Below are 23,467 nucleotides of genomic sequence, written 5' to 3'. Positions count from 1 at the left end.
CGAAGGCTGAATCGCCCCGCGCCGACGGGAACCACCGCCCGCCGGCGCTTTCGCGTGCCCTGAGTCAGCCCTTCCAGACCCCCGAGAGCGAGTACCGGAAATGATCAGTGTCACCGGCCTGGAACTGCGCGCCGGTTCCCGGATCCTACTGTCCGACACCACCCTGCGGGTACAGCCCGGTGACCGGATCGGACTGGTCGGCCGCAACGGCGCCGGCAAGACCACCACCCTCAAGGTCCTCGCCGGCGAGGGGCAGCCCTACGGTGGGCAGATCGACAGGCGCAGCGCCATCGGCTACCTGCCGCAGGACCCGCGTACCGGCGACCTGGAGGTCACCGGCCGGGACCGGGTGCTCTCCGCCCGTGGGCTGGACGTGCTGATGGCCCAGATGAAGGAGATCGAGCAGCGGCTCGCCGACGGCGTCGACGACAAGCTGGTCCGCCGCTACGGCGCCCTGGAGGACCAGTTCGCCTCGCTGGGCGGGTACGCCGCCGAGGCCGAGGCCGCCCGGATCTGCGCCAACCTGGGGCTGCCCGACCGGGCGCTGGCCCAGACCATCGGCACCCTCTCCGGCGGTCAGCGTCGCCGGATCGAGCTGGCCCGGATCCTGTTCCGCGACGCCGGGGAGAACGGCGGCGGCATCCTGCTGCTCGACGAGCCCACCAACCACCTCGACGCCGACTCGATCACCTGGCTGCGCGGTTTCCTCGCCAACCACAAGGGCGGGCTGATCGTGATCTCCCACGACGGTTCGCTGCTGGAGTCGGTGGTCAACAAGGTCTGGTTCCTCGACGCCACCCGTTCCGTGGTCGACGTCTACAACCTGGGCTGGAAGGCGTACCTGGAGGCCCGGGAGACCGACGAGCGGCGGCGTCGCCGGGAGCGGGTCAACGCCGAGAAGAAGGCCGGCGCGTTGATGGCGCAGGCCGACAAGATGCGCGCCAAGGCCACCAAGACCGTCGCCGCGCAGAACATGGCCCGCCGGGCCGAGAAGCTGATCTCCGGCCTGGAGGAGGTACGGGTCTCCGACAAGGTGGCGAAGGTCCGGTTCCCCAACCCCGCGCCGTGCGGCAAGACCCCGCTGACCGCGACCGGCCTGTCCAAGTCGTACGGCTCGCTGGAGATCTTCACCGACGTGAACGTCGCGGTGGACCGGGGTTCCCGGGTGGCGATCCTCGGGCTCAACGGTGCCGGCAAGACCACCCTGCTGCGGATGCTCGGCGGCCTGCTCCCGCCGGACACCGGCGAGGTGCACGCCGGGCACGGCCTGCGGCTGGGCTACTACGCCCAGGAGCACGAGACGCTGGACGTGGAACGCACGGTGCTGGAGAACATGCGGGCGGCGGCGATCGAGCAGTCCGACACCGACCTGCGCAAGATCCTCGGTGCCTTCCTGTTCTCCGGCGAGGACGTCAACAAGCCCGCCGGGGTGCTCTCCGGTGGCGAGAAGACCCGGCTCGCCCTGTCGACCCTGGTCTGCTCCGGCGCGAACGTGCTGCTGCTGGACGAGCCGACGAACAACCTCGACCCGGTCAGCCGTGAGCAGGTGCTCGACGCCATCGCCAACTACCCCGGCGCGATCGTGCTGGTCACCCACGACCCGGGCGCGGTGCTCGCGCTCAAGCCCGACCGGGCCATCCTGCTCCCCGACGGCGACGAGGACGCCTGGAGCGACGACCTGCTGGAACTGGTCGAGCTGGCCTGACCCGGCCACGACCCCGCCCGCGACGGCCGGCGGGGTCGGCTGCCGCGGCCAACGACCGGTGCTCAGTGGCCCCTGCCCCACCGGCCCGTGACCGGCCCGGCCGGTGGTCAGCGGCCCATGCTCGGCGGTCCGGCCGGTGGTCAGCGGCCTACGCCCGGCGGCTCGGCGGTCCGGCCGGTGGTCGCCGGCCTACGCTCGGCGGCGCGGCGGCGGCCCGGCCGGTGGTCAGCGGGCGAGGTCGACCAGCCGGCCGAGGACACCCGAGCCGACCAGGATCACCAGGCCGATGGCGACGAAGACGACCGGGACCAGCCAGTGCCCGGCCCGGCCGACCAGGCGGACCACCCGGGGATGCCCACCGAGCAGCGCGGCGGCACCGCACCAGGCGGCGACCAGCACGGCGAAGACCAGCAGGTAGACCAGCCCGGTGGCCGGGTCGAGGGAGCGGAACACCGGGACGTAGACGGCGATGTTGTCCGCGCCGTTGGCGATCGTCACCCCGGCGACGCCGAGCAGGCCGCCCACCACGGCCGGCGGGGTGTCGTCGTCGGTGCGGGCCAGCAGCGCCCGGACGCCAAGCGCGATCGGCAGCAGCCCGAGCAGGCCGGTCCACGGGTCGGGCACCACCAGCAGGCCGGCGGCGACGACCAGAGCCGCCGTGACGAGGGCGGCGATGCCCAGGTACTGCCCGGTCACGATCTGCCACGGGCGGGGTCGTCCGGTGCTCCGGGCGGCCACGAAGAGTACGGTCAACACCACGATGTCGTCGAGGTTGGTGGCCGCGAAGACGGCCCCCGCTCCGCTCACGCTGCCCAACAGGTCGGTCACGACCGGCAGGCTACGGGCCTCCCACGGGCGCGACCGCAGCGCGGTCTCCGCCGTGGATCGTCCGGAGCGTCACTCTATCGGGTTGGCGACACTGCATAGCGTGTCGGTTGGCGTGGAGTTGATATCTGGCGCATGATCGTTCGAGACGGTCTAATAGGTGGGACCGTATCGAACCGCACAGTCTGGGACGTGAGGAATCAACATGGCAGCCACTGGCACAGCCACCAGCACTGAGAAGGGTCGCCGGATCGTCGGAGCCGAGCGTCAGACGCTCGCCAAGGACCTGGTAAAGCGGTACACCGGCGGCGAGAGCATTCGCGCGCTCGCCGCTTCGACCGGGCGATCCTACGGGTTCATCCACCGCGTGCTCACCGAGTCCGGTGTGCAGCTGCGACAGCGCGGCGGCGCCCGGCGTCGCAAGAAGGCGTGACCCGCCTACCAGCGTCGTCCGTCAGCACGCCCCGGGCGGTCCGGTGACCGCCGAGACGACCGGGGTGCTACTGCACTGCGACGGGCCGGTCGCGACGGTCACGTTGTGCCGGCCCGACGTGCTCAATGCCCAGACCCCGGCGATGTGGCGCGCGATGAGCGACTTCTCCCGGGACCTGCCCGGCGACGTGCGCGTCGTCGTGGTACGCGGTCAGGGGCGGTCGTTCTCCGCCGGCCTCGACCTGTCGGTGGCCGGTGCCCAGGGTCCGGGCTCCTTCGCGGAGCTGTCCACCCTGCCCGAGCAGGAGTGCGCCGACCGGATCGCCGACTACCAGCAGGGCTTCACCTGGCTGCACCGACCGGACGTGATCTCGGTGGCGGCCGTGCAGGGTCATGCCATCGGCGCGGGCTTCCAACTCGCGCTCGCCTGCGACCTGCGGGTGCTCGCCGAGGACGCGAAGCTGTCGATGGCCGAGGTCACCCTCGGCCTGGTCCCCGACCTGGCCGGCACCAAGCGGCTGGTCGAGCTGGTCGGCTACGCCCGTGCCCTGGAGCTGTGCGCCACCGGCCGGCGGATGGACGCCGTCGAGGCCGACCGGATCGGGCTGGCCAACCTGGTGGTGCCGCCCGCCGAGCTGGACGCGGCCGTCCGGGACCTCACCGCCGGCCTGCTCGCCGGCAACCGGGACGCGGTTGTCGAGATCAAGGCGCTGCTCGCCGGTGCCGCCGGCCGTTCCCACCCCGAACAGCAGCGGGCCGAGCGCGAGGCACAGACCCGCCGGCTGCGCGATCTCGCCGGCCGCGGCGAATAGCCCACCCGCCGGGGGCGGGAACCGCGGCTACTCTGCCCGGAGCGAACAGCAGGGACTGCCCGGGAAGACCCGGGTTGCCGCCGAGGTTGTCGTAGGCGTCGGGAGAATCGACCCGACGGTGCGCGCTGCCCACGACGCGGAGGTGACCCATGAACCCGATGGCGGGCGGCAACATGGCCGGCTGGAGCATGCTCCGGTCGATCCGGCACGGTGACGACGTCTCCACGCACCGGCTCACCCGGGGCACCGCGAGAAGGATCATGGCGTTCGCCCACCCCTACCGGCGGGACATCGTCGTCTTCCTGGTGACCGTGGTCATCGCCGCCGTGATCGGGGTGGCCACCCCGGTGCTGGCCGGCCACGTGATCAACGCGATCAGCGGGGGTGGCCCCGAGGCGGGTGCGGTCGTCGTCCGGCTCGCCCTGATCATCGGCGCGCTGGCCGTCGCCGACGCGCTGTTCTCCCTGGTCCAGCGGTGGTATTCGGCGCGTATCGGCGAGGGCATCATCCTCGACCTGCGCACCCGGGTCTACGACCACGTGCAGCGGATGCCGTTGCAGTTCTTCACCCGGACCCAGACCGGTGCGTTGGTCAGCCGGCTCAACAACGACGTGATGGGCGCCCAACGGGCGTTCACCTCCACCCTGTCGGGGGTGGTCAGCAACGTCATCCAGTTGGTGCTCACCGCCGGGGTGATGTTCACCCTCTCCTGGCAGATCACCCTGCTGTCGCTGGTCCTGTTGCCGATCTTCGTGGTGCCGGCGCGGCGGGTTGGCCGGCGGTTGGCCGAGATCACCCGGGAGTCGTACGACCTCGACGCCAAGATGAACGCCACCATGACCGAGCGGTTCGGGGTGGCGGGCGCGCTGCTGGTCAAGCTGTTCGGCACGCCTGAGGTGGAGGCGGGCCGATTCGCCGCGCGGGCCGAACGGGTCCGCGACATCGGCATCCAGTCGGCGATGTACTCACGCACCTTCTTCGTGGCGATGCTGCTGGTCGCGTCGCTGGCCCAGGCGCTCACCTACGGGCTCGGCGGCTGGCTGGCGGTCACCGGGGCGGTCAGCGCGGGCACCGTGGTCACCCTCGCCCTGCTGCTCACCCGCCTCTACGGTCCGTTGACCGCGCTGTCCAACGTCCGGGTCGACGTGATGAGCGCCCTGGTCTCCTTCGACCGGGTCTTCGAGGTGCTCGACCTGCGCCCCGGCATCGAGGAGAAGCCCGACGCGGTGCCGGTCCCCCGGGGCGCCGGCCGGGTCGAGTTCCGCGATGTCCGGTTCCGCTACCCGGCTGCCGCCGACGTCTCGCTGGCTTCGCTGGAGGAGGTCGCCACCCTCGACCGGACGGCCAACGAGCCGGTGCTCAAGGGCGTCTCGTTCCGCGTCGAGCCGGGGCAGATGGTGGCGTTGGTCGGGCCGTCCGGGGCCGGCAAGTCCACGCTGTCCATGCTGATCTCACGGATCTACGACGTCACCGACGGCGCGGTGCGGGTCGGCGGGGTCGACGTCCGGGACGCCACCCTCGCCTCGCTGCGCGACGAGATCGGTGTGGTCACCCAGGACTCCCACCTGTTCCACGAGACGATCGCCGAGAACCTGCGGTACGCCAAGCCGGACGCCACGGACGACGAGATCTGGGCGGCGCTGGCCGGTGCGCAGGTGGCCGACCTGGTCCGGGCCCTGCCCGACGGGCTGGAGACGACCGTCGGCGAGCGCGGCTACCGCTTCTCCGGCGGCGAGAAGCAACGCATCGCCATCGCCCGGCTCCTGCTCAAGGCCCCGTCGATCGTGATCCTGGACGAGGCCACCGCCCATCTCGACTCGGAGAGTGAGGCGGCGGTGCAGCGGGCCCTGTCCGTGGCGTTGGCCGGGCGTACCGCGCTGGTGATCGCGCACCGGCTCTCCACCGTCCGTGACGCCGACCAGATCCTGGTCCTCGACGGCGGCCGGATCGTGGAGCGGGGCCGCCACGAGGAACTGGTCGCGGTCGGTGGGCTCTACGCCGAGCTGTACCGCACCCAGTTCGCCGTCGTCGACTCGCCTGCCCCGTACGCCGAGGCGGACCAGCCTGAGCCGATCATCACCACCGTGCCGATGGGCACCTACGTCGCGCAGGAGGCGCTGCCCCCGGCCGTGGCCAACTGACGGGACCCCGTCCCGAAAGCGACCAGCGTGGTGACCCGGCTGGTGTCCTGCGGACCGGGGTCGGGGCACACCTCGGCTGCGTGCTGCCGCCAGTGAAACGAGGTCAGGCCAGGGGGAGCGGGCCCTGGCCTGGTCTCGCATTCCGACGGCGCTCCCCACGCCGGGTGCCGACGACACGTCCCACCGGCCGTCGGCACGACTCACAGGCTGCCGGCGCGGCGGCTGCCCGAGGCGGCGATCGTCAATTCGGTGCCTGTTCCGTCATCAGGTGCGACGGTAACTCAGAAGTACACCGTTTTGGTCTTCGTGTACGTGGTGTACTGGCTGCCCGGGTAGAAGGTGGAACCGGACACACTGACCTGGACGTTGGTGAATCCGTAACTGGAGACGAGATCGCCGGTGAAGGTCTCGCAGTTCTGGTAGTAGACGGTGTGGGTGGCCGTGGCGGTTCCGCCCTGGATGGTGACGCTGGCGCTCGGGTAGGTGCTCTGCCCGCACAGTGTCACCGAGTAGCTTGCCTGGGTGCTGCCTGTCGTCCCGGTGACGGTCCCGGTGGCGGTGCCGAGGGAATGGGTGTTGTTGTAGCCACCCTTGACCGAGACGTTGATCGATGACGTGCCCGCCTGGGCGCTGACCGCGGGGAACATGGCCACCGCGGCCGCCCCGGCGGCGCCTGCGGCGAGCAGGCGGATGAAGCGGGAAGAGCGGACTTGAGGCATAACTGCTCCTGATCTGCTGGAGAATTGCGTTAACGACGTGTGACCGATTGCGGACCCAATGTTAGACCAAGGTGAAGTCGAAAGCACGTTCGAAATAAATCTTCGTCAATAGGGTAGTGAGTCGGGTGCGCAATTTATTGCCTCAATGTCACCCTTTACCCGACACATCGTGAACGCGCCACCCCACGGACAGCGTGAGCCGGCACGCGGAGTGGACTGCTGGCCGTTCCCCGCCAGACGTCCCGGTGGTTCGCGGCGGTGTTCATGCGGTACGGGAAGGGGTCCATCTCGCCAGGGTGGTCACGCCGACCGGTCAGCCGGCGGGTGGCCGGCGATGACGGCGCGCAGCTCGCCGAAGGCGGCCCCCAGGGTCTGCGGGGTGAAGTGGGCGTTCAGGCCGCTGGGGTTGGGCAGCACCCAGAGCCGCGCACCGGCCAGCGGTTGCGGCTGCGGGCCGAAACCGGCCTTCGGCCGGGCGAACCCGATCCGGTAGGCGGTCACCCCGACCACGGCGACCCAGGTCGGCCGGTACCGGGCCACCTTGTCGGTCAGCGTCCGCGCGCCCGCCACCAGCTCCGCCGGAGTCAGTTCGTCCGCCCGGGCGCTGGCCCGCGCCACCATGTTGGTGATGCCCAGGCCGTACCCGGGCAGGGTGTCCTGCTCACTGGGGTGCAGTTGGCGCGGGGTGAAGCCGCCCCGGTGCAGGGCCGGCCAGAACCGGTTGCCCGGCCGGGCGAAGTGCCACCCGGTGGCCGCCGACCACAGGCCCGGGTTGATCCCGACGAAGAGCACCGTCAGCCCGGGGCCGATCACGTCCGGGATGGTGCGGTCCGCCGCCGCTGCCAGCTCCGCCCGGTCCGGTCGCCGTACCTCCGGCGTGCCCGGCCGGTCCTGCCGCCGTACCTCCGGCGTGCCTGGCTGGTCCGGTCGCCGTACCTCCGGCGTGCCTGGCTGGTCCGGTCGCCGTACCTGCGACGCGCCCGGCCGGGTCAGGCCGGCGGAGGGCCCGACCGGGTCGGACATCGCGTCGACGGTCGTGGACGGGCGCTCGGCAGGGGCCGGGGAGGGCCGCCCGCCGGCACCCCGACGACGGGCCGGTTCGGGGGTCGCGACGGCGGGAGGCAGTTCGGGGGCGGTGCGGCCCGGTTCGGCGGCCGGGGCTGGTTCGGGGGCGGCGGCGGGGCTGGTCGAACGGCGTCGCGGGGTCACAGGCTGCGCAGCGCGCCGCCGTCGACGGGCACGCTGACCCCGGTGACATAGCCGGCGGCGGGGGAGAGCAGGAAGGCCGCCACCCGCCCGAACTCGGCCGGATCGCCGATGCGGCGCAGCGGGATGCCGGCCTCCGCAGCGGCACGGGCCGCCGCGTCGTCGCCGAGCAGCTCCCGGTTGCGGTCGGTCAGGAAGCGCCCGGGCAGCAGGCCCAGCACCCGTACCCCGCGTGGGCCGTACTCGTCGGACAGGTCCTTGGCCACGCCGGCCAGGCCGGGCCGCAGGCCGTTGGAGATGCCGAGGCCGGTGATCGGCGTCCGGGCCGAGGTGGACAGCACCATACCGATCGCGCCACCATCGGTGAGCGCGGCGGCCACCGTCCGGGCCGTCCGGACGGTGCCCAGGAAGACCGTCTCGAAGGACTCCCGCCACTGTGCGTCGCTGACCTGCGCGGCGGTGCCCGGGGGCGGCCCACCGACCGAGACGAGCGCCCCGTCGAGGCGGCCGAAGTGTTCTCCGGCGGCGATCACCAGCCGCTCGGGCAGGCTCGGGTCGGCCAGGTCGGCGACGAGACCGATCGCGTGGTCCGGCCCACCGAGTCGGTCGACCGCCCCGGCGATCCGCTCCGGCGTGCGGGCCGACAGGACCACCCGTGCTCCGTCCGCGACCAGGCACTGCGCGGTCGCGAAGCCGAGCCCCCGGGAAGCGCCGGTCAACACGTACACCCGATCGGTGAGTCCGAGATCCATGCCACCGATCCTGCCGCATCCGGCGGTGGGTGGCGCGGCGGGCCGGGGAGGCGAGCCGGTGGTCAGCGGCGGGCCGGTCGGAGCAGGCGTACCCGGCCGGCGATCTGGAGGGCGACGGCGTCGCCGCTGCGGGCCAGGGCCGGCAACCGGCGGCGGCGGGGCGGGTGCCGCCCGTCGTAGCGGTGGGTGGCCTCGCGGGCGGCCAGCTCCTGCGCGCCGAGCGGGGGGAGGGCGTCCCGGTCGCGCAGCCCACGTGCGAGGTCCCAACCGTCGCGCAGCGACCCGACGGTGGGTCGGCCGGACGCCCAGTCGGCGAAGGTGGCCGGCCAGGTGTCCCCGAGGCCGGCGGCGAGCAGCGGCCAGTGGCGGGCGACCTCGCCGGCCCGCTTGCGCAGCAGCGCCCGCCGGGCGGCGTCGACCCGGTCGGTGGCGAAGCCTGCGGGCAGCGGGGCCCCCGCGACCAGGGCGGCGACCAGCGCGGCCTGTCGGGCGGCCAGCCCCACCGGTCCGGTGGCACCGGGCGGCGGGGCCGACTCGACGGGGTGCGTCGGGCTCATGTGACGACCGGGTGGCCGGCAGCGGTGGCGAGGGCGTCCAGCTCGGCCCGCAGCACGTCGGCGGGTGGGTAGTGGCCGTCGCGTTCGAGCAGCAGGGCCGGCGGTCGGCGGCCGGCACAGAGCGCGCCGACCAGCTCCAACACCTCGGTGGGCACCGGATCGGTGTGCGTGTCGTGGTAGAGCCCGCCGTGCTCGGCCCCACCGGCCACGTGTACGTAGGCGATCCGGTCCAGCGGCAGCCGGTCCAGCAGGGCCTGCGGGTCCTCGCCCCGGTTGCGGGCGTTGGCGTACACGTTTGCCACGTCGAGCAGCAGCTCCGCGTCGGTGGCGTCCAGGATCTCGGTGAGGAAGTCCGCCTCGTCCAGCTCGTCGTCGGGCCAGTCGAACAGCGCGGCGATCGGCTCCAACGCCAAGGGCACCGGCAGCTCCGCCCGGGCCCGGCGGACGTTCGCCACCACCGCCGCCACCGCCTCCCGGGTGCGCGGCAACGGCAACAGGTGCCCGGCCTCCAGGCCGCCGGCCCGGACGAACGCGATGTGCTCGCTGACCAGTGGCGCGTCGACCAGCTCGGCCACCCGGGCCAGGTGCGTCACCCGGGCCGGGTCGACCGGGTCCGCGCCGCCGAGGGAGAGCCGCACCCCGTGCGGTACGACGGTCACGCCGCGCTCCCGCAGCCCGGCCAGCCCGGCCGGCAGGGGGTTGCCCGGGCTGAGCGACTCCGCTACCACCTCGACGAAGCGCAGCCCGGGCAGCTCGGCGACGAAGCCGGCGATCTCCGACCGCCAGCCGATGCCCACCCCCTGCGGCCCGGTCATCCGCCGCACCCGCCACCGCCGCCGCATCCTCCTCCGCCGCCGCAGGAGCTGCCGCCACCGCCCGACGAGCCGCTGTCGCCCGACGAGGTGCTGCCGCCGCACGTCACACCCGTGGAACCGGTGTAGCCGCTGCCGCTGCTGGCGTTCAACGCCTGCCGCTGGATCTCCGCCTGCGCGGCGAAGCCGGGGTCGAGCGCGTAGAGGGAGACGGTGCCGAACAGGGCCACCCCCATCGCCGCGCCGGCCGGACCGTAGGTCGCGTAGGCCGGGGCGGCGTCGGGGGCGAGGTGGTGGTTGCTGCTGCGCAGGCGACTCATCATCACGTTCGCCGTCCTGGTCCGCCGGGGCGTACGGGCCACCAGGGCGAACGCCACTGCGAGTCCGGCCAGGGCGAGCAGTAGCCAGCCGACCGGCCGGCCGTTGAACAGGCCGGCGACCAGCCGCACCACACCCAGGGCCAGGAGCACCAGCAGCAGGTTCCGTCCGCGCCGCAGGGCCCGTACCCCGTCGGCGTCGATCAGCAGGCCGCGCTGCTCCAACCCCTGCCGCAGCTCCTCCAGGGCGCGGGTCACCCCGGCGTTGCGGCGCAGCTCGCGGGTGGCGACCGACTGGCGGGCGGCGTGCCGGATCGCGTGGTCGAGCGGAGTGAGCCCGCTGGGTGTCGACCCGGCGGCGACCAACCGGCCGTTCGATGTGACGTCGATCGCGCCGGCGCCGCGCAGCCCACCCAGCGCCGCCCAGATGGCGAGCTGGTCGCCACCGTTGAGGTAGGCCACCTGCTGGGGTCCGAGCTGGTCCGTGGTGACCGTGTCGGGGCCGGCGGTCGTACGGCGGCGGTGCAGCAGCGTGCCGACCACGGCGACGACGGCCACCAGCAGGTAGAGCTTCAGAAAGAGCGGCCCGGGGATGCCCCAGGTGTCGCCCTGTGCGGCAAGCGTGTTCATGAGCTGCTCCTGTCGCGCGAGGGGGTCGCGGCCTCATTGTGGAGTAGCCCCGCCACGCCGGCACCGGGGCGGTGGGCGAGTTACCGAGCCGAGATCCGGGCTGCCGGCCCGGGTGGGTCAGTGCCGGCGGACGGCCTCCTCGACCAGGTCGAGCACCGGCCCCAGGTCACCGGCGGGCCGGCCCATCGCCAGGTGCAGCACCAGCCCGTCGTACGCCAGCTCCAGGAACTGGGCCAGCACGTCGATGTCGATGTCCTCGCGGAGCACCCCGGCGTCGCGTTGCCGGGCGAGCCGGTCCCGGGTCGCCTCGGCGATGGCGGCGGAGCGTTCCGCCCACCGGCGCGCGAAGGCCGGGTCGGTCCGCAGCCGCCGGGACACCTCCAGTTGGCTGCCCAGCCAGCCGGTGGTGTCGGGGGAGACCGCGCGGGCGAGCAGGTCCCGCATCACCTGGACGAGGCCGTGGCGGGCCACCGTGGAGACCATCACGGCGGCGTCGTCCTCGGCGACGGCGAGGAAGAGTGAGTCCTTGTCGCGGAAGTGGTGGAAGATCGCGCCCCGGGACAAGCCGGTCGCCTCCTCCAGCCGGCGCACGGTGGCACCCTCGTAGCCGTGCCGGGCGAAACAGGCCCGGGCCGCGCCCAGGATCTCCTGCCGGCGCGCGTCGAGCTGGTCCTGACTTACTCTGGGCACGGGTCGATCGTCGCAGGTGACCCTCCGCAAGGCAAACCGTACGTACGGCTTGCTATCGGGTCGTCACCTCGTCCTGCCGAACGCCCGTCCGGTTAGGATCGGCCGGTGCCGACAGCCCCGGTCACCTCCCCCTACCCGCCCACCGCCCCCATCCGGCCCCGGCAGCCCGACGGTCGCCGGCGGGCGGTTCGACCCTGTCGGCGGCGGTCCTTCCTCCCGTAAGGTGCCTCAGTGCCGTTGCTCCTGCTCGACCTGGACAACACCCTGCTCGACCGGGCCGGGCCGTTCCGCGCCTGGGCCGAGGGTTTCCTGGCCGAGATCGGCGCCCCGGCCACCGACATCGACTGGCTGCTGTCCATCGACGCCGACGGCCTCACCGACCGGTGGGACATCGCCGACGCCATCCGGGACCGCTACGCGCTGCGCATCCCCTCCATCGACCTGGTCGAGGAGCTGCACGACGGGGTGGTCGGCTACACCCGGCTGGACCCGCTGGTCGCCTGCGCGCTGCGGATCGCCGACGACGCCGGGTGGCTGCCGGTGGTGGTCACCAACGGCTCGGTCCGGCTGGAAGACGCCAAGATCAGGCAGACCGGCCTCGACCGCTACGTCGCCGACTGGGTGATCTCCGAGGAAGCCGGGGTGAGCAAGCCCAACCCCCGGATCTTCGCGCTGGCCGCCCAACGGGCCCGGTTGCCGCTGCGTGGCGCGTGGGTGGTGGGCGACAGCCCGGAGGCGGACATCGGCGGGGCCGCCGCGGTCGGCCTGCCCAGCGTCTGGCTGCACCGGGGGCGCAGCTGGACCGACGGGCGGTTCGCCCCCACCCGTACCGTCGACTCGTTGATCGCGGCGGTCTCGGTGGTGCTCGCCGGGGGGTAATCCGGTTGTGCGCCGGGCGGGGTATCGGTCAGCATGGGCCCGCGCGGGAGCGCGCAGCCGGGCGGGGCCCGGTCGAGGAGAGGAGGTCGGTCATGGCCGTCTTTGCAGGGTCGTACCACCTGCCCTCACCAGCCTCGACCAAGGGATCACCAGCACCGTGCGCGAACACGACCTCCCGGCGCCGCAGCGCCGTGGCCGCGGCAGAAGCCGCTTCGACGACGACGAGACACCCTTCCTGACGTACGGCCGGCAGCCGGCCGGCACCGCACCCGAGGACGAGCCCGAGCCCGAGGACCACTGGTCCTCCTGGGACGAGGCCGTGCACGGTCCGGAACCGCACCCGCCGTGGCTCGTCACCGAGCTGGCCGCCCGGGACACCGAACTCGGTGTGCTCAAGACCGGCAAGGAGGCGGACGTGCACCTCGTCCGCCGGGCGGTGCCCGACACCGACCGGTCCTGCCTGCTGGCCGTCAAGCGGTACCGCGACGCCCAGCACCGGCTCTTCCACCGCGACGCCGGCTACCTGGAGGGACGCCGGGTGCGCCGGTCCCGGGAGAACCGGGCGATGGCCGGCCGGACGGCGTTCGGCCGGCAGATGATCGCCGGGCAGTGGGCGGCGGCCGAGTTCGCCGCGCTGTCCCGGCTCTGGGAGATCGGTGCGGAATCCGGGCGGATCGCCGTGCCGTACCCGGTGCAGCTGCTCGGCACCGAGCTGATGCTGGAGTTCGTCGGCGACCCCGACGAGGGGACCGCCGCACCCCGGCTGGCCCAGGTACGCCCCGACCCGGCCCCGCTGCGCTCCCTCTGGGAGCAACTGGTGGACGCCCTGGTGGTGCTGGCCCGGGCCGGCTACGCCCACGGCGACCTGTCGCCGTACAACCTGCTGGTGCACGCCGGGCGGCTCGTCATGATCGACCTGCCGCAGGTGGTCGACGTGGTGGCCAACCCGCAGGGACCGGAGTTCCTGGCCCGCGACGTGCGGGTGGTGGCGACCTGGTTCACCGCCCGGGGGCTGCCCGCCGCCGACACCGACCCGGCCGCCCTCACCGAGCTGCTGCTGCGCGAGGCGGGGGTGCGCTGAACGGGGGTGACGTCCCGGACGGCAACCGGCCGTCCGGGACGTCGGGGCGTCACTGGAGGTAACGCTCGACCTCCGACACCGGTCGGGCCCCCTGGGCCTCCGGGTCGCCGTGGGCCTCCCGGGCCGCCCGGCGGCGGCGCAGCAGGTCCCAGCACTGGTCCAGCGACTCCTCCAGCGCGCGCAGGTGTTCCTTGGCCTCGTCGTCGGTGCCGGATTCGTGGTCCTGGGCGGCCGAGCGGAGCCGGTGCTCCTCGTCGACCAGTTCCGAGATCCGATGCAGGATGGTCTTGTCGTCCATGCCCCTGAGCCTGGCACAGCAGGGTCGCCCGCGCCCGTGTTCGGGGCCGGCCGGTCCGTCGGCGGCCAGACCGGCCGTGGCCCGCGCCGGGTGGTCGCCGGGTCGGCTGCCTCAGGGGGTGCCGGCACCATCCACGGTGGTCACCATCGCCCCAGGACCTGCGGCACCGGCCCCGCCTCCATGATCAGCATGGCTTGAGCGATGGTGGTGCCGACTGCTAGCGTGCGCCGGGTTCAGGTGTGCCGTGACGCGTCGGGCGTCCGGTGGCCACGGTCCGGCCCGGGGGCGGTGTGATGGGTTCCGGCAGCACGCGTCTGCGTACCAAGATCGTGGCCCTGCTCACCTCCCTCGTCGCGCTCTGGTCCTTCGCCGCGTGGGTGACCGTCGGTGACGGCTTCAACCTGCTCTGGGTGCAGACCCTCAACAGCCGGGTGGCCGACCCCGGGGAGTCGCTGCTCACCGCGCTCCAGGAGGAGCGGCGGCTCGCCAACGCCTACCTGGGTGAACGGGCCCAGCGGCAACTCGACGCGTTGAGCACCCAGTGGCAGCGCACCGACCAGGTGGCGGACGAGTTCGGCACCTCGGTGGGCAGTTGGCAGGCCGAGCTGGCCACCGGCGAGGACACCCGCCGCCGGGTCGACGAGGTGCTGACCGGCCTGAGTGGCCTGACCGGCATCCGGGAGTCGGTGCGCGACGCCGGGATGACCCGGGCCGAGGCGTCCGCCGCGTACACCGGGGTCCTCGCCGGGGTGCTGCGGATGTACGGCTCGCTGGGGCAGCTCGACGACACGCGGATCGCCGCGGAGAGCGAGACCCTGGTCGACCTCTACCAGGTGCGGGAGCTGATCTCCCAACAGGATGCCCTGATCACCGGCGTGCTCGCGGCCGGCCGGATGACCGGCGACGAGTACGCCCGCTTCACCCAACTGGTCGGCGCCCAGCGTTACCAGACGGCGGAGGCGGTCGCCGAGCTGTCCCCGGCCGACCGGGTCCGCTACGACCAGCTCGCCGGCTCGGACGCGGTGGCCCGGTTCCGGCTGCTGGAGGACCGGGTGATCCAGCAGGCCCGGTCGGGCACCACCCTGCCGCTGACCGAGCAGGAGTGGCAGTCGACCGTCGGGCCGGCGATGCAGGCGCAGGTGGACTTCGGGGTGAGCGTCGGCGACGCGCTCATCGACCGGGCCACCCCGGTCGCGGTGGGCGTCATCGTCCGGCTGGTGCTCGCCGCCGGCCTCGGCCTGATCGCCGTGATCGCCTCGATCGTGGTGTCGATCAGCACCGCCCGGCACCTGGTCCGGCAGCTGGCCCGGCTGCGCGACGCCGCGCTGCGGCTGGCCCACGAACAGCTGCCCGGAGTGGTGGACCGCCTCGGCCACGGCGAGGACGTCGACGTGGCCCGCGAGGCCCCGCCGCTGGACTTCGGCGACGACGAGATCGGTCAGCTGGGCCGAGCCTTCAACGCCGTCCAGGAGACCGCCATCCGCACGGCGGTCGAGCAGGCCGAGCTGCGCCGCAACGTCCGGGGGGTGTTCCTCAGCCTGGCCCGGCGGACCCAGGCGCTGGTGCACCGCCAGCTCACCCTGCTCGACGCGATGGAACGGCGCGAACACGACGCCGGGGAACTGGAGGACCTGTTCCGGGTCGACCATCTGGCCACCCGGATGCGGCGCAACGCGGAGAACCTCATCGTGCTCTCCGGCGCCACCCCGGGTCGGGCGTGGCGACGCAACGTGCCGATGGTGGACGTGGTGCGCGGCGCGGTCGCCGAGGTCGAGGACTACACCCGGGTGGACGTGCTGCCGCTCGGCCCGGTCGCGCTCGCCGGCCGGGCGGTCGGTGACGTGATCCACCTGCTCGCCGAGCTGATCGAGAACGGCCTGTCCTTCTCCCCGCCGAACACCACCGTCGAGGTGCGGGGTCACCTGGTGACCGCCGGGTTCGCCATCGAGATCGAGGATCGTGGTCTGGGTCTGACCGGTGAGGAACTGCTCGCCGCCAACCGCCGCATCGTGGACCGGTCCGAGTTGAACCTGGCCGACGCCGCCCGCCTCGGGCTGTACGTGGTGAGCCGGCTGACCGAGCGGCACGGGGTGAAGGTGCAGCTCAAGGAGTCCGCCTACGGGGGGACCACCGCCGTGGTGCTGATCCCGGCGGAGCTGGTCGTGCCGGGGGACCCGAGCCCGTCCGGCGCGCTTCCGGTGGTCGCCCGACGCCCGGCCACCGCCGAGGCCACACCGGCGGCCGACGCGGGGCCCCCGGTGAGCCCGAGGGCCGTCCCGCCGTCGGACGCGGTGACCCCGGCGGGCCTGCCGGCCCGGTCCCGTAAGCGACGCCCGGCGCAGGACGCGCTGCACGCGCCGACCGTCCCGACCGGTCTGCCGGTGACCGTCGCCCGACCGTCCACCCCGACCGTCGCGGTGGCCGGGGACGCACGGACGGCGGACGCCGACGCCGACCCGCCGTCGCCTACTGTGGAGGGGCCGGTGACCGACGCGGGCCTGCCGGTGCGGGTACGACAGGCGAACCTGGCGCCCGAGCTGCGGGACCCCCCGACCGGTGGGGAGACCGGGGCCGGTGCTGCGGTCCGGCGCGCACCCGAGCAGGTGCGCCAGATGATGAGCGCCTACCAGTCGGGCACCCGACGCGGCCGGACCGACGCGGCCCGGCTGTCGGAGGGCACCCGCAGCGGTGACCGGTCGGACGACGCAGACCGCCCGGCCACCTGACGGCGTCGCGACGGACGCGACGTCCACGGGGTCACGGCAACCGAGCACGGCGGAACCGCCGGGGAAGAGGACGACGAGTGGGGCAGACGACGGCATCCGGTGCCGACCTGACGTGGTTGCTGGACGATCTGGTCGGCCGGGTGAAGCAGGCCGAGCACGCCGTCGCGCTCTCCACCGACGGCCTGCTGATGGCCGCGTCCGAGGGGATGGGCCGCGACGACGGGGAACACCTCGCCGCGATGGCCGCCGGCATCCAGAGCCTGGCCCGGGGCGCCGGCAAACGGTTCGGCGGCGGGCAGGTCCAGCAGACCATCATCGAGATGGAGTCCTCGTTCCTGTTCGTCACCGCGGCCGGGCCGAACGCGTGCCTGGCGGTGCTCGCCGGCACCGACGCCGACGTCGGCCTGATCGCGTACGAGATGGCGATGCTGGTCGCCCGGGTGGGTAAGTACGTGGCGTCCCCGGCCCGGGGTGTCGACCAGTCGTCCGGTGGGAGCTGACCGCGATGGCTGCCGACGGCGACCCCGCGGACGAGCAGTGGGTCGACGACCACGCGGGCCCGGTGGTCCGCCCGTACGCGGTCACCCGGGGCCGGGCCCGCCCGGTGGCCGGCTCGTTCGACCTGATCTCGCTGGTCACGGCGACCCGGACGAACGCGGTCGAGGAGGCCGGGCTGGGGCCCGAACACGTGGCGATAGTGGCGCTGACCCAGCGCATGCAGTCGGTGGCCGAGGTCGCGGCCCGACTGGACCTGCCGGTGGGCACCGTACGGGTGCTCCTCGGTGACCTGGTGGCACGGGACCTGGTCCGGGTACAGGAACCCCGGGAGCCGGCCGGTGTCAACGACGAGAGCATCTACGAGGCGGTGATCAATGGACTACGGGCGCTCTGAACGTCCGGCGGGGGCACGGGTGCTGCCCACCGCGCTCAAGGTTCTGGTGGCGGGTGGGTTCGGGGCCGGCAAGACGACACTGGTCGGTGCGGTGAGTGAGAGCCGTCCGCTGCGTACCGAGGAGGTGCTGACCGAGACCGGCATCGGGGTCGACGACCTGTCCGGGGTGGAACGTAAGAGCACCACCACGGTGGCGATGGACTTCGGCCGGATCACCATCAGCGACGACCTGGTGCTCTACGTGTTCGGCACCCCCGGTCAGGACCGCTTCTGGTTCCTGTGGGACGAGTTGGCGGTGGGTGCGCTCGGCGCGGTGGTGCTGGCCGACACCCGCCGGTTGGCCGACTGCTTCCCCTCGATCGACTACTTCGAGGGGCGGGGCACCCCGTTCGTGGTGGCGGTGAACTGTTTCGAGGGGGCCCGGCGGTTCGGCCTCGACGAGGTGCGTACGGCGTTGGACCTGGACCCGGAGGTGCCGCTGCTGCTCTGCGACGCCCGGCAGCGGGAGTCCAGCCGCAACGTGCTGATCACCCTGCTGGAGCACGCCATGAAGACCCGGAACTCCCGGCGGCGCGCGGTCGGCGGCCGCTGACGACGGTCGCGACCCGCCGCCACCCGTCGACGGGAACGGGCCCCCTCCACGCTGGAGAGGGCCCGTTTCGTACGCCGACGTCAGCTGGCGATCATGCGGCGCAGCACGTACTGGAGGATGCCCCCGTGGCGGTAGTAGTCCGCCTCGCCGGGGGTGTCGATCCGGACCACCGCGTCGAACTCCACGCCGGTGTCGGTGCTGACCCGCACCGTACGCGGGGTGTCGCCGTCGTTGAGCGCGGTGACGCCGGTGATGGAGAAGGTCTCCGTGCCGGTGAGACCGAGCGACTCGGCGGTGGTGTCCACCGGGAACTGCAACGGCAGCACGCCCATGCCGATCAGGTTGGACCGGTGGATGCGCTCGTAGGACTCGGCGATGACCGCCCGGACGCCGAGCAGCATGGTGCCCTTGGCTGCCCAGTCCCGGGACGAACCGGAGCCGTACTCCTTGCCGGCCAGGATGACCAGCGGGACGCCGGCGGCCTGGTAGGCGGTGGAGGCGTCGTAGATGGAGGTCTGCTCACCGGTCAGGTGGTTGACGGTGAAGCCGCCCTCCACACCGGGGACCAGCTGGTTACGCAGCCGGATGTTGGCGAAGGTGCCCCGGATCATCACCTCGTGGTTGCCCCGGCGGGAGCCGTACGAGTTGAACTCGTGGCGCGGCACGCCGTGCTCGGCGAGGTAGCTGCCGGCGGGGGAGTCGGCCTTGATCGCGCCGGCCGGGGAGATGTGGTCGGTGGTCACCGAGTCACCCAGCTTGGCCAGCACCCGGGCGTCGGCGATGTCGACGACCGGGCTCGGCTCCTGCTGCATCCCCTCGAAGTACGGGGGCTTACGGACGTAGGTGGAGTCGTCGGCCCAGGCGAACGTGTCGCCGGTCGGGGTGGGCAGCGACTGCCACCGCTCGTCACCGGCGAACACGTCGGCGTAGGCGGCGCTGAACCCGGTCGCGCCGATCGCCTGGGCGATGACGTCCTGGATCTCGGCGCTGTTGGGCCAGATGTCGCGCAGGTAGACCGGGTTGCCCTCGGTGTCCTCGCCGAGCGGCTCGTTGGCCAGGTCGATGTCCATCGTGCCGGCCAGCGCGTACGCCACCACCAGCGGCGGGGACGCCAGGTAGTTCATCTTGACGTCCGGGTTGATCCGGCCCTCGAAGTTCCGGTTGCCCGACAGCACCGACACGACGGCCAGGTCGCCCTCGTTGACGGCGGCGGAGACCTCCTCCGGCAGCGGGCCGGAGTTGCCGATGCAGGTGGTGCAGCCGTAGCCGACCAGGTTGAAGCCGAGCTTGTCCAGGTAGGGCGTGAGGCCGGCCCGCTCGTAGTAGTCCATGACGACCTTGGAGCCGGGTGCCAGGGTGGTCTTGACCCACGGCTTGCGGCTCAGGCCCTTGTCGACGGCGTTGCGGGCCAGCAGGGCGGCACCGATCATCACCTGCGGGTTGGACGTGTTGGTGCAGGAGGTGATCGCGGCGATGACCACCGCGCCGTGGTCCAGCTCGTACTCCACCCCGTCGCTGCCGGTGACCCGGACCGGGTTGCTGGCCCGGCCCCCGGCGCCGACGGCGGCGGTCTCCAGGTCGCGCGGCTCGTCGGCGGGGTCGCTGAAGTCGTTGGCGGGCGGGTCGCTGGCCGGGAACGACTCGGCGCTGGCCTCGTCGGCCGGGCCGTTCGCGCCCCGGGGGAGCTGCTCGCGGGCGACGCCGGGCTTGAGGTCGCGCTCACCGGCGGAGTCGTCGGCGACGTAGTCGGTCAGCGCCGAGCGGAACAGCGTCTTGGCGACCCCGAGCGGCACCCGGTCCTGCGGGCGCTTGGGCCCGGCCAGGGACGGCTCGATCGTGCCCAGGTCCAGCTCCAGGCGCTCGGAGTACTCCGGCTCGTGGTCCGGGTCGTGCCAGAGACCCTGCTCCTTGGCGTACGCCTCGACGAGCGCCACCTGGGAGGCGTCGCGGCCGGTCAGTTCCAGGTAGCGGACGGTCTCGGCGTCGATCGGGAAGATCGCGACGGTGGAGCCGTACTCGGGGGACATGTTGCCGATGGTGGCCCGGTTGGCCAGCGGCACGGCGCTGACGCCGGGGCCGTAGAACTCGACGAACTTGCCGACGACGCCGTGCTTACGCAGCATCTCGGTGATGGTGAGCACCAGGTCGGTGGCGGTGGTGCCGGCCGGCATCTCGCCGTGCAGTTTGAAGCCGACGACCCGGGGGATCAGCATGCTGACCGGCTGGCCGAGCATCGCGGCCTCGGCCTCGATGCCGCCGACGCCCCAGCCCAGCACGCCCAGGCCGTTGACCATGGTGGTGTGCGAGTCGGTGCCGACCACGGTGTCCGGGTACGCCTGCATGACTCCAGACGCCTCTGCGCGCGCCATGATCGTGCGGGCCAGGTACTCGATGTTGACCTGGTGCACGATGCCGGTGCCCGGGGGGACGACCTTGAACTCGTTGAACGCGCTCTGGCCCCAGCGCAGGAACTGGTAGCGCTCCCTGTTGCGCTCGTACTCCAGCTCGACGTTGCGGGCGAAGGCGTCCTCGCGGCCGAACAGGTCGGCGATGACCGAGTGGTCGATGACCAGCTCGGCCGGGGCCAGCGGGTTGACCTTGGTGGCGTCGCCGCCCAGCTCGCGGACGGCCTCACGCATGGTGGCCAGGTCGACCACGCAGGGCACGCCGGTGAAGTCCTGCATCAGCACCCGCGCCGGGGTGAACTGGATCTCCACGCTCGGGTCGGCGGTGGGGTCCCACGCGCCGAGCTGGGAGATGTGGTCGGCGGTGATGTTCGCGCCGTCCTCGGTCCGCAGCAGGTTCTCCAGCAGGATCTTCAAGCTGTAGGGCAGCCTGTCGTGCCCCGGCACCTGGCCGATCCTGAAAATCTCGTAGCTCGCGTCTCCGACGCGTAGCTGGGTCTTCGCACCGAAGGTGTCGAGGCTCGCCACGTCGTACTCCTTCACACCAGCGACCGTGAGTAGTCCTGAGCAGTCTGTCGCACCAGGCGGAGGGCCGCCCAGGTTAGGTAACACTTACTGCCGATTCGTCGTCTTCCAACAAAACCGTACGTCCGTCTTGCTATTCACGCAACCTCGTGCCAGGGTTCGGGACGAGGAGGTGCCACCATGATCCATCATGTGCTGCTCGCCTGCCCGCCCGGTGCCGAGGACTCGTCCCGGGCCTTCTACGTGGGCATCCTCGGCCTGACCGAGAAACCCAAACCCCCGACCCTCGCCGCCCGTGGCGGCTGCTGGTTCACCGGGTACGACGCCGAACTGCACCTCGGCGTCGAGAACGACTTCCGGCCCGCCCGCAAGGCGCACCCGGCGCTGCTGCGCCCCGACCTCGACGCCCTCGCCGACCGGCTGGCCCGCGCCGGCCACCCGGTCACCTGGGGTGACGACGACGAGCTGCCCGGGATGCGCCGCTTCCACACCGCCGACCCGCACGGCAACCGGCTGGAGTTCGTCGCCCCGCTGCCCGACCGGACGACCCGGCCGGCGGCCCCCGGTCGCTGAGCGCCACCGTGTCGGACCCGGCCGCTACGGTGTGCCGATGGTGTCGGTCAAGCAGGTCCAGGTCACCTTCGACTGCGCGGAGCCCGAACGGGTCGCCCGCTTCTGGTGCGAGGCGCTCGGTTACGTCGTCCCGCCACCGCCGCCGGGGTTCGCCGACTGGGGCGCGTTCGACAGGTCCCTGCCGCCCGAGCGGCAGGGCTCCGCGTTCGCCTGCGTCGACCCCACCGGTGCGGGCCCGCGACTGTTCTTCCAGCGCGTGCCCGAGGGCAAGGTGGTCAAGAACCGGCTGCACCTCGACGTGCGGATCGGCCCCGGCCTGGTCGGTGCGCAGCGGTTGGCCGCGCTGGAGGCGGAGTGCGCCCGGCTGGTCGCCCTCGGCGCGACCCGGGTACGCCTGCTGCCCGCCGGCGGCTACGACGAGTCGTGCCTGGTGATGCAGGACGTCGAGGGCAACGAGTTCTGCCTCGACTGAGCCACCGCCGCCGCGCCGCACTATCGTTTCCGCGTGCACATCCGTTTCGACGTCCCCGCCGACCCCGCCTACCCGGGCCGGGTGGCCGCCGCGCTCGGCAGCGTCCGGCTGCGCCGGTTCACCCTCATCGGCGTGGCGCTGGCGGCGGCCGGGGCGGTCGGCCTGCTCGTCTCCCGGGGTGGCCGGCTCTCGTCGCTGTGGCTGGTGCTGCTCGTGGGCGGGCTGCTGTCGATGCTCTACGCGCCCTGGGTGCGCTGGCGGGCCCGACGCCGCTCCGACGACTACGCGGTCGAGGGCGGCTACGACATCACCGACGACAACATCATGATGCGCAGCGGCTCGGAGTCCGGCGGCATCGCCTGGGACGGGGTGGCCCGGGTGCGGGAGGCCGGCGACTTCTGGATCGTGTACGTCGGCCGGATGCCGGCGACGGTGATCCCCCGCTGGCTGATGCCCGCCGAGGACGCCGCGACGTTGCACAGCTTCATGACCGCCCGGGGCCTGCTCGAACCCCGCTGACCGCACCGTGTTCCCGGGGGCCCGCCCGGCCCGCCCGGCGCGGGTAGGGTTCGAGGTCGGGTCGGAAGGGGTGCCGTAGTGGTCGACGTTCAGCACTGGCTCGTAGCACTTCCCCCGGGGGTGGTCTACCTGATCGTCGCCGGGGTGATCGGCGTCGAGAGCATGGGTGTCCCGTTGCCGGGCGAGATCGTGCTGGTCAGCTCCGCCCTGCTGGCCGCGGCCGGGGTGGTCGAGCCGCACTGGGTCGCCACCGCCGCGGCGTTCGGCGCGATCGTCGGCGACTCCGTCGGCTATGCGGTGGGTCGCCGGGGCGGCCGTCCGCTGCTGGCCCGGCTGGGCCGGCGCTTCCCGAAACACCTGGGCCCCGCACAACTCGCCCGAGCCGAGCAGAGCTTCGCCCGGCACGGCGTCTGGGCGGTGTTCTTCGGCCGGTTCGTCGCCCTGCTGCGCATCCTGGCCGGGCCGCTGGCCGGCGCGCTGCACGTGCCGTACCGGCGGTTCCTGGTGGCCAACGCGGCCGGAGGCCTGGTCTGGGCCTTCGGCACCACCTACCTGCTCTACACCCTGGGCCGGGCGGCCGAGCACTGGCTCAAGGACATCTCCTGGGCCGGCCTGGTCCTGGCCGTACTCGGCGGGGTGGCCAGCACCTGGTGGCTGCGCCGCCGAGCCCGCCGCCTGGAGTCGACGACGACCATCGACGAGGCCGAACCGGTGGGGGCCGGCACCGACCGCTGAGCTGCAACCGGGCGCGGAAGCCGGCCGTACCGACGACGATCGGGCCGCCCCCGGGTGGGGGCGGCCCGATCGGTGTCCGAGGTCAGGACGAGTAGCGGGTCAGGAGGTGTAGCCGCGGGTGGCGATCCAGTCGGCGAGGTTGTCGACGCTCATCCGGTAGGACGCGGTGTTC

Annotated in this window: 24 protein-coding genes; 14 read left to right on the top strand and 10 right to left on the bottom strand. The window is 72.9% G+C overall.

Annotated elements, in window-relative coordinates; genetic code table 11:
• Nucleotides 1–100 precede the first annotated feature (100 nt).
• Nucleotides 101–1,705, top strand: a complete 1,605-nt coding sequence (locus AB0C22_RS22625; protein WP_219463710.1) for an ABC-F family ATP-binding cassette domain-containing protein — start codon at nucleotides 101–103, stop codon at nucleotides 1,703–1,705.
• Between the two features lie 225 nt (nucleotides 1,706–1,930).
• Here the strand turns inward: AB0C22_RS22625 and AB0C22_RS22620 are convergent, their stop codons facing one another.
• Nucleotides 1,931–2,533 (bottom strand): cadmium resistance transporter, encoded by a 603-nt coding sequence (locus tag AB0C22_RS22620; protein ID WP_308290851.1) that lies wholly within the window; start codon nucleotides 2,531–2,533, stop codon nucleotides 1,931–1,933.
• A 202-nt stretch (nucleotides 2,534–2,735) separates the two neighbouring features.
• Here AB0C22_RS22620 and AB0C22_RS22615 point away from each other — a divergent pair, with 202 nt between their 5' ends.
• The 3 genes from AB0C22_RS22615 to AB0C22_RS22605 all read left to right on the top strand — a co-directional run bounded on the left by AB0C22_RS22615 (nucleotide 2,736) and on the right by AB0C22_RS22605 (nucleotide 5,915).
• Nucleotides 2,736–2,963 carry a helix-turn-helix domain-containing protein gene (locus tag AB0C22_RS22615; RefSeq protein ID WP_007072022.1) on the top strand — a complete coding sequence of 76 codons (228 nt, stop codon included), beginning with the start codon at nucleotides 2,736–2,738 and terminating at the stop codon, nucleotides 2,961–2,963.
• 43 nt (nucleotides 2,964–3,006) lie between these two features.
• A complete protein-coding gene (locus AB0C22_RS22610) occupies nucleotides 3,007–3,774 on the top strand; it encodes an enoyl-CoA hydratase/isomerase family protein (protein ID WP_208569179.1) in 768 nt (255 codons plus the stop codon).
• A 158-nt stretch (nucleotides 3,775–3,932) separates the two neighbouring features.
• Entirely contained in the window at nucleotides 3,933–5,915 is a 1,983-nt protein-coding gene (locus AB0C22_RS22605; RefSeq protein WP_357536981.1) for an ABC transporter ATP-binding protein, read from the top strand.
• 281 nt (nucleotides 5,916–6,196) lie between these two features.
• On the opposite strand, the gene AB0C22_RS22600 is transcribed toward AB0C22_RS22605, so the two are convergent.
• From AB0C22_RS22600 to AB0C22_RS22570, 7 genes are all read right to left on the bottom strand, one after another.
• Nucleotides 6,197–6,634 (bottom strand): hypothetical protein, encoded by a 438-nt coding sequence (locus tag AB0C22_RS22600; RefSeq protein ID WP_219463707.1) that lies wholly within the window; start codon nucleotides 6,632–6,634, stop codon nucleotides 6,197–6,199.
• 300 nt (nucleotides 6,635–6,934) lie between these two features.
• Entirely contained in the window at nucleotides 6,935–7,657 is a 723-nt protein-coding gene (gene mug, locus AB0C22_RS22595) for a G/U mismatch-specific DNA glycosylase (protein WP_219463705.1), read from the bottom strand.
• A 182-nt stretch (nucleotides 7,658–7,839) separates the two neighbouring features.
• Nucleotides 7,840–8,592, bottom strand: coding sequence for an SDR family oxidoreductase (locus tag AB0C22_RS22590; RefSeq protein ID WP_219463703.1), 753 nt, complete (start codon nucleotides 8,590–8,592; stop codon nucleotides 7,840–7,842).
• Nucleotides 8,593–8,654: 62 nt separating this feature from the next.
• Nucleotides 8,655–9,149, bottom strand: coding sequence for a hypothetical protein (locus AB0C22_RS22585; protein ID WP_219463702.1), 495 nt, complete (start codon nucleotides 9,147–9,149; stop codon nucleotides 8,655–8,657).
• Nucleotides 9,146–9,964 carry a DUF692 domain-containing protein gene (locus tag AB0C22_RS22580; RefSeq protein WP_219463699.1) on the bottom strand — a complete coding sequence of 273 codons (819 nt, stop codon included), beginning with the start codon at nucleotides 9,962–9,964 and terminating at the stop codon, nucleotides 9,146–9,148. The genes AB0C22_RS22585 and AB0C22_RS22580 overlap by 4 nt, the downstream gene beginning before the upstream one ends.
• On the bottom strand, nucleotides 9,961–10,908 hold the full coding sequence (locus tag AB0C22_RS22575) for a TIGR04222 domain-containing membrane protein (RefSeq protein WP_357536845.1): 948 nt from the start codon (nucleotides 10,906–10,908) through the stop codon (nucleotides 9,961–9,963). The genes AB0C22_RS22580 and AB0C22_RS22575 overlap by 4 nt, the downstream gene beginning before the upstream one ends.
• Nucleotides 10,909–11,025: 117 nt before the next feature.
• Entirely contained in the window at nucleotides 11,026–11,598 is a 573-nt protein-coding gene (locus tag AB0C22_RS22570; protein WP_208569172.1) for a TetR/AcrR family transcriptional regulator, read from the bottom strand.
• A 231-nt stretch (nucleotides 11,599–11,829) separates the two neighbouring features.
• Between AB0C22_RS22570 and AB0C22_RS22565 the strand changes: the two genes are divergently transcribed.
• Together AB0C22_RS22565 and AB0C22_RS22560 are read left to right on the top strand one after the other, a co-directional pair.
• Complete coding sequence (locus AB0C22_RS22565; RefSeq protein ID WP_219463695.1) at nucleotides 11,830–12,477, top strand: HAD-IA family hydrolase; 648 nt, start codon at nucleotides 11,830–11,832, stop codon at nucleotides 12,475–12,477.
• A 157-nt stretch (nucleotides 12,478–12,634) separates the two neighbouring features.
• Nucleotides 12,635–13,558, top strand: a complete 924-nt coding sequence (locus tag AB0C22_RS22560) for an RIO1 family regulatory kinase/ATPase (RefSeq protein WP_219463693.1) — start codon at nucleotides 12,635–12,637, stop codon at nucleotides 13,556–13,558.
• 49 nt (nucleotides 13,559–13,607) lie between these two features.
• On the opposite strand, the gene AB0C22_RS22555 is transcribed toward AB0C22_RS22560, so the two are convergent.
• Nucleotides 13,608–13,856, bottom strand: a complete 249-nt coding sequence (locus tag AB0C22_RS22555) for a DUF2630 family protein (RefSeq protein WP_208569169.1) — start codon at nucleotides 13,854–13,856, stop codon at nucleotides 13,608–13,610.
• Nucleotides 13,857–14,149: 293 nt separating this feature from the next.
• On the opposite strand from AB0C22_RS22555, the gene AB0C22_RS22550 reads away from it, so the two are divergent.
• From AB0C22_RS22550 to AB0C22_RS22535, 4 genes are all read left to right on the top strand, one after another.
• Entirely contained in the window at nucleotides 14,150–16,582 is a 2,433-nt protein-coding gene (locus AB0C22_RS22550) for a nitrate- and nitrite sensing domain-containing protein (RefSeq protein ID WP_357536843.1), read from the top strand.
• A gap of 77 nt (nucleotides 16,583–16,659) precedes the next feature.
• Nucleotides 16,660–17,082 (top strand): roadblock/LC7 domain-containing protein, encoded by a 423-nt coding sequence (locus tag AB0C22_RS22545; protein WP_208569167.1) that lies wholly within the window; start codon nucleotides 16,660–16,662, stop codon nucleotides 17,080–17,082.
• A 5-nt stretch (nucleotides 17,083–17,087) separates the two neighbouring features.
• Nucleotides 17,088–17,474 carry a DUF742 domain-containing protein gene (locus AB0C22_RS22540; protein WP_208569166.1) on the top strand — a complete coding sequence of 129 codons (387 nt, stop codon included), beginning with the start codon at nucleotides 17,088–17,090 and terminating at the stop codon, nucleotides 17,472–17,474.
• A complete protein-coding gene (locus AB0C22_RS22535; RefSeq protein WP_208569165.1) occupies nucleotides 17,455–18,066 on the top strand; it encodes an ATP/GTP-binding protein in 612 nt (203 codons plus the stop codon). The genes AB0C22_RS22540 and AB0C22_RS22535 overlap by 20 nt, the downstream gene beginning before the upstream one ends.
• Nucleotides 18,067–18,146: 80 nt before the next feature.
• Here AB0C22_RS22535 and AB0C22_RS22530 read toward each other — a convergent pair whose 3' ends face one another.
• Nucleotides 18,147–21,014, bottom strand: a complete 2,868-nt coding sequence (locus AB0C22_RS22530) for an aconitate hydratase (protein WP_219463691.1) — start codon at nucleotides 21,012–21,014, stop codon at nucleotides 18,147–18,149.
• 162 nt (nucleotides 21,015–21,176) lie between these two features.
• Here AB0C22_RS22530 and AB0C22_RS22525 point away from each other — a divergent pair, with 162 nt between their 5' ends.
• The 4 genes from AB0C22_RS22525 (at nucleotide 21,177) to AB0C22_RS22510 (ending at nucleotide 23,295) form a co-directional block, all read left to right on the top strand.
• A complete protein-coding gene (locus tag AB0C22_RS22525) occupies nucleotides 21,177–21,569 on the top strand; it encodes a VOC family protein (protein WP_357013769.1) in 393 nt (130 codons plus the stop codon).
• A 37-nt stretch (nucleotides 21,570–21,606) separates the two neighbouring features.
• Nucleotides 21,607–22,041, top strand: a complete 435-nt coding sequence (locus tag AB0C22_RS22520; RefSeq protein ID WP_357536840.1) for a VOC family protein — start codon at nucleotides 21,607–21,609, stop codon at nucleotides 22,039–22,041.
• 33 nt (nucleotides 22,042–22,074) lie between these two features.
• A complete protein-coding gene (locus tag AB0C22_RS22515; RefSeq protein ID WP_219463689.1) occupies nucleotides 22,075–22,560 on the top strand; it encodes a YcxB family protein in 486 nt (161 codons plus the stop codon).
• Nucleotides 22,561–22,638: 78 nt separating this feature from the next.
• The gene (locus AB0C22_RS22510) at nucleotides 22,639–23,295 is read left to right on the top strand and encodes a DedA family protein (protein ID WP_357536838.1); all 657 of its coding nucleotides are present in this window, start codon (nucleotides 22,639–22,641) and stop codon (nucleotides 23,293–23,295) included.
• Nucleotides 23,296–23,467: the final 172 nt, after the last annotated feature.

The sequence above is a fragment of the Micromonospora sp. NPDC048894 genome, assembly GCF_040649765.1.
Taxonomy (GTDB): domain Bacteria; phylum Actinomycetota; class Actinomycetes; order Mycobacteriales; family Micromonosporaceae; genus Micromonospora; species Micromonospora antibiotica.
Note: the sequence above shows the minus strand (reverse complement) of the source record. Positions and strands in the feature narration are given on the sequence as shown.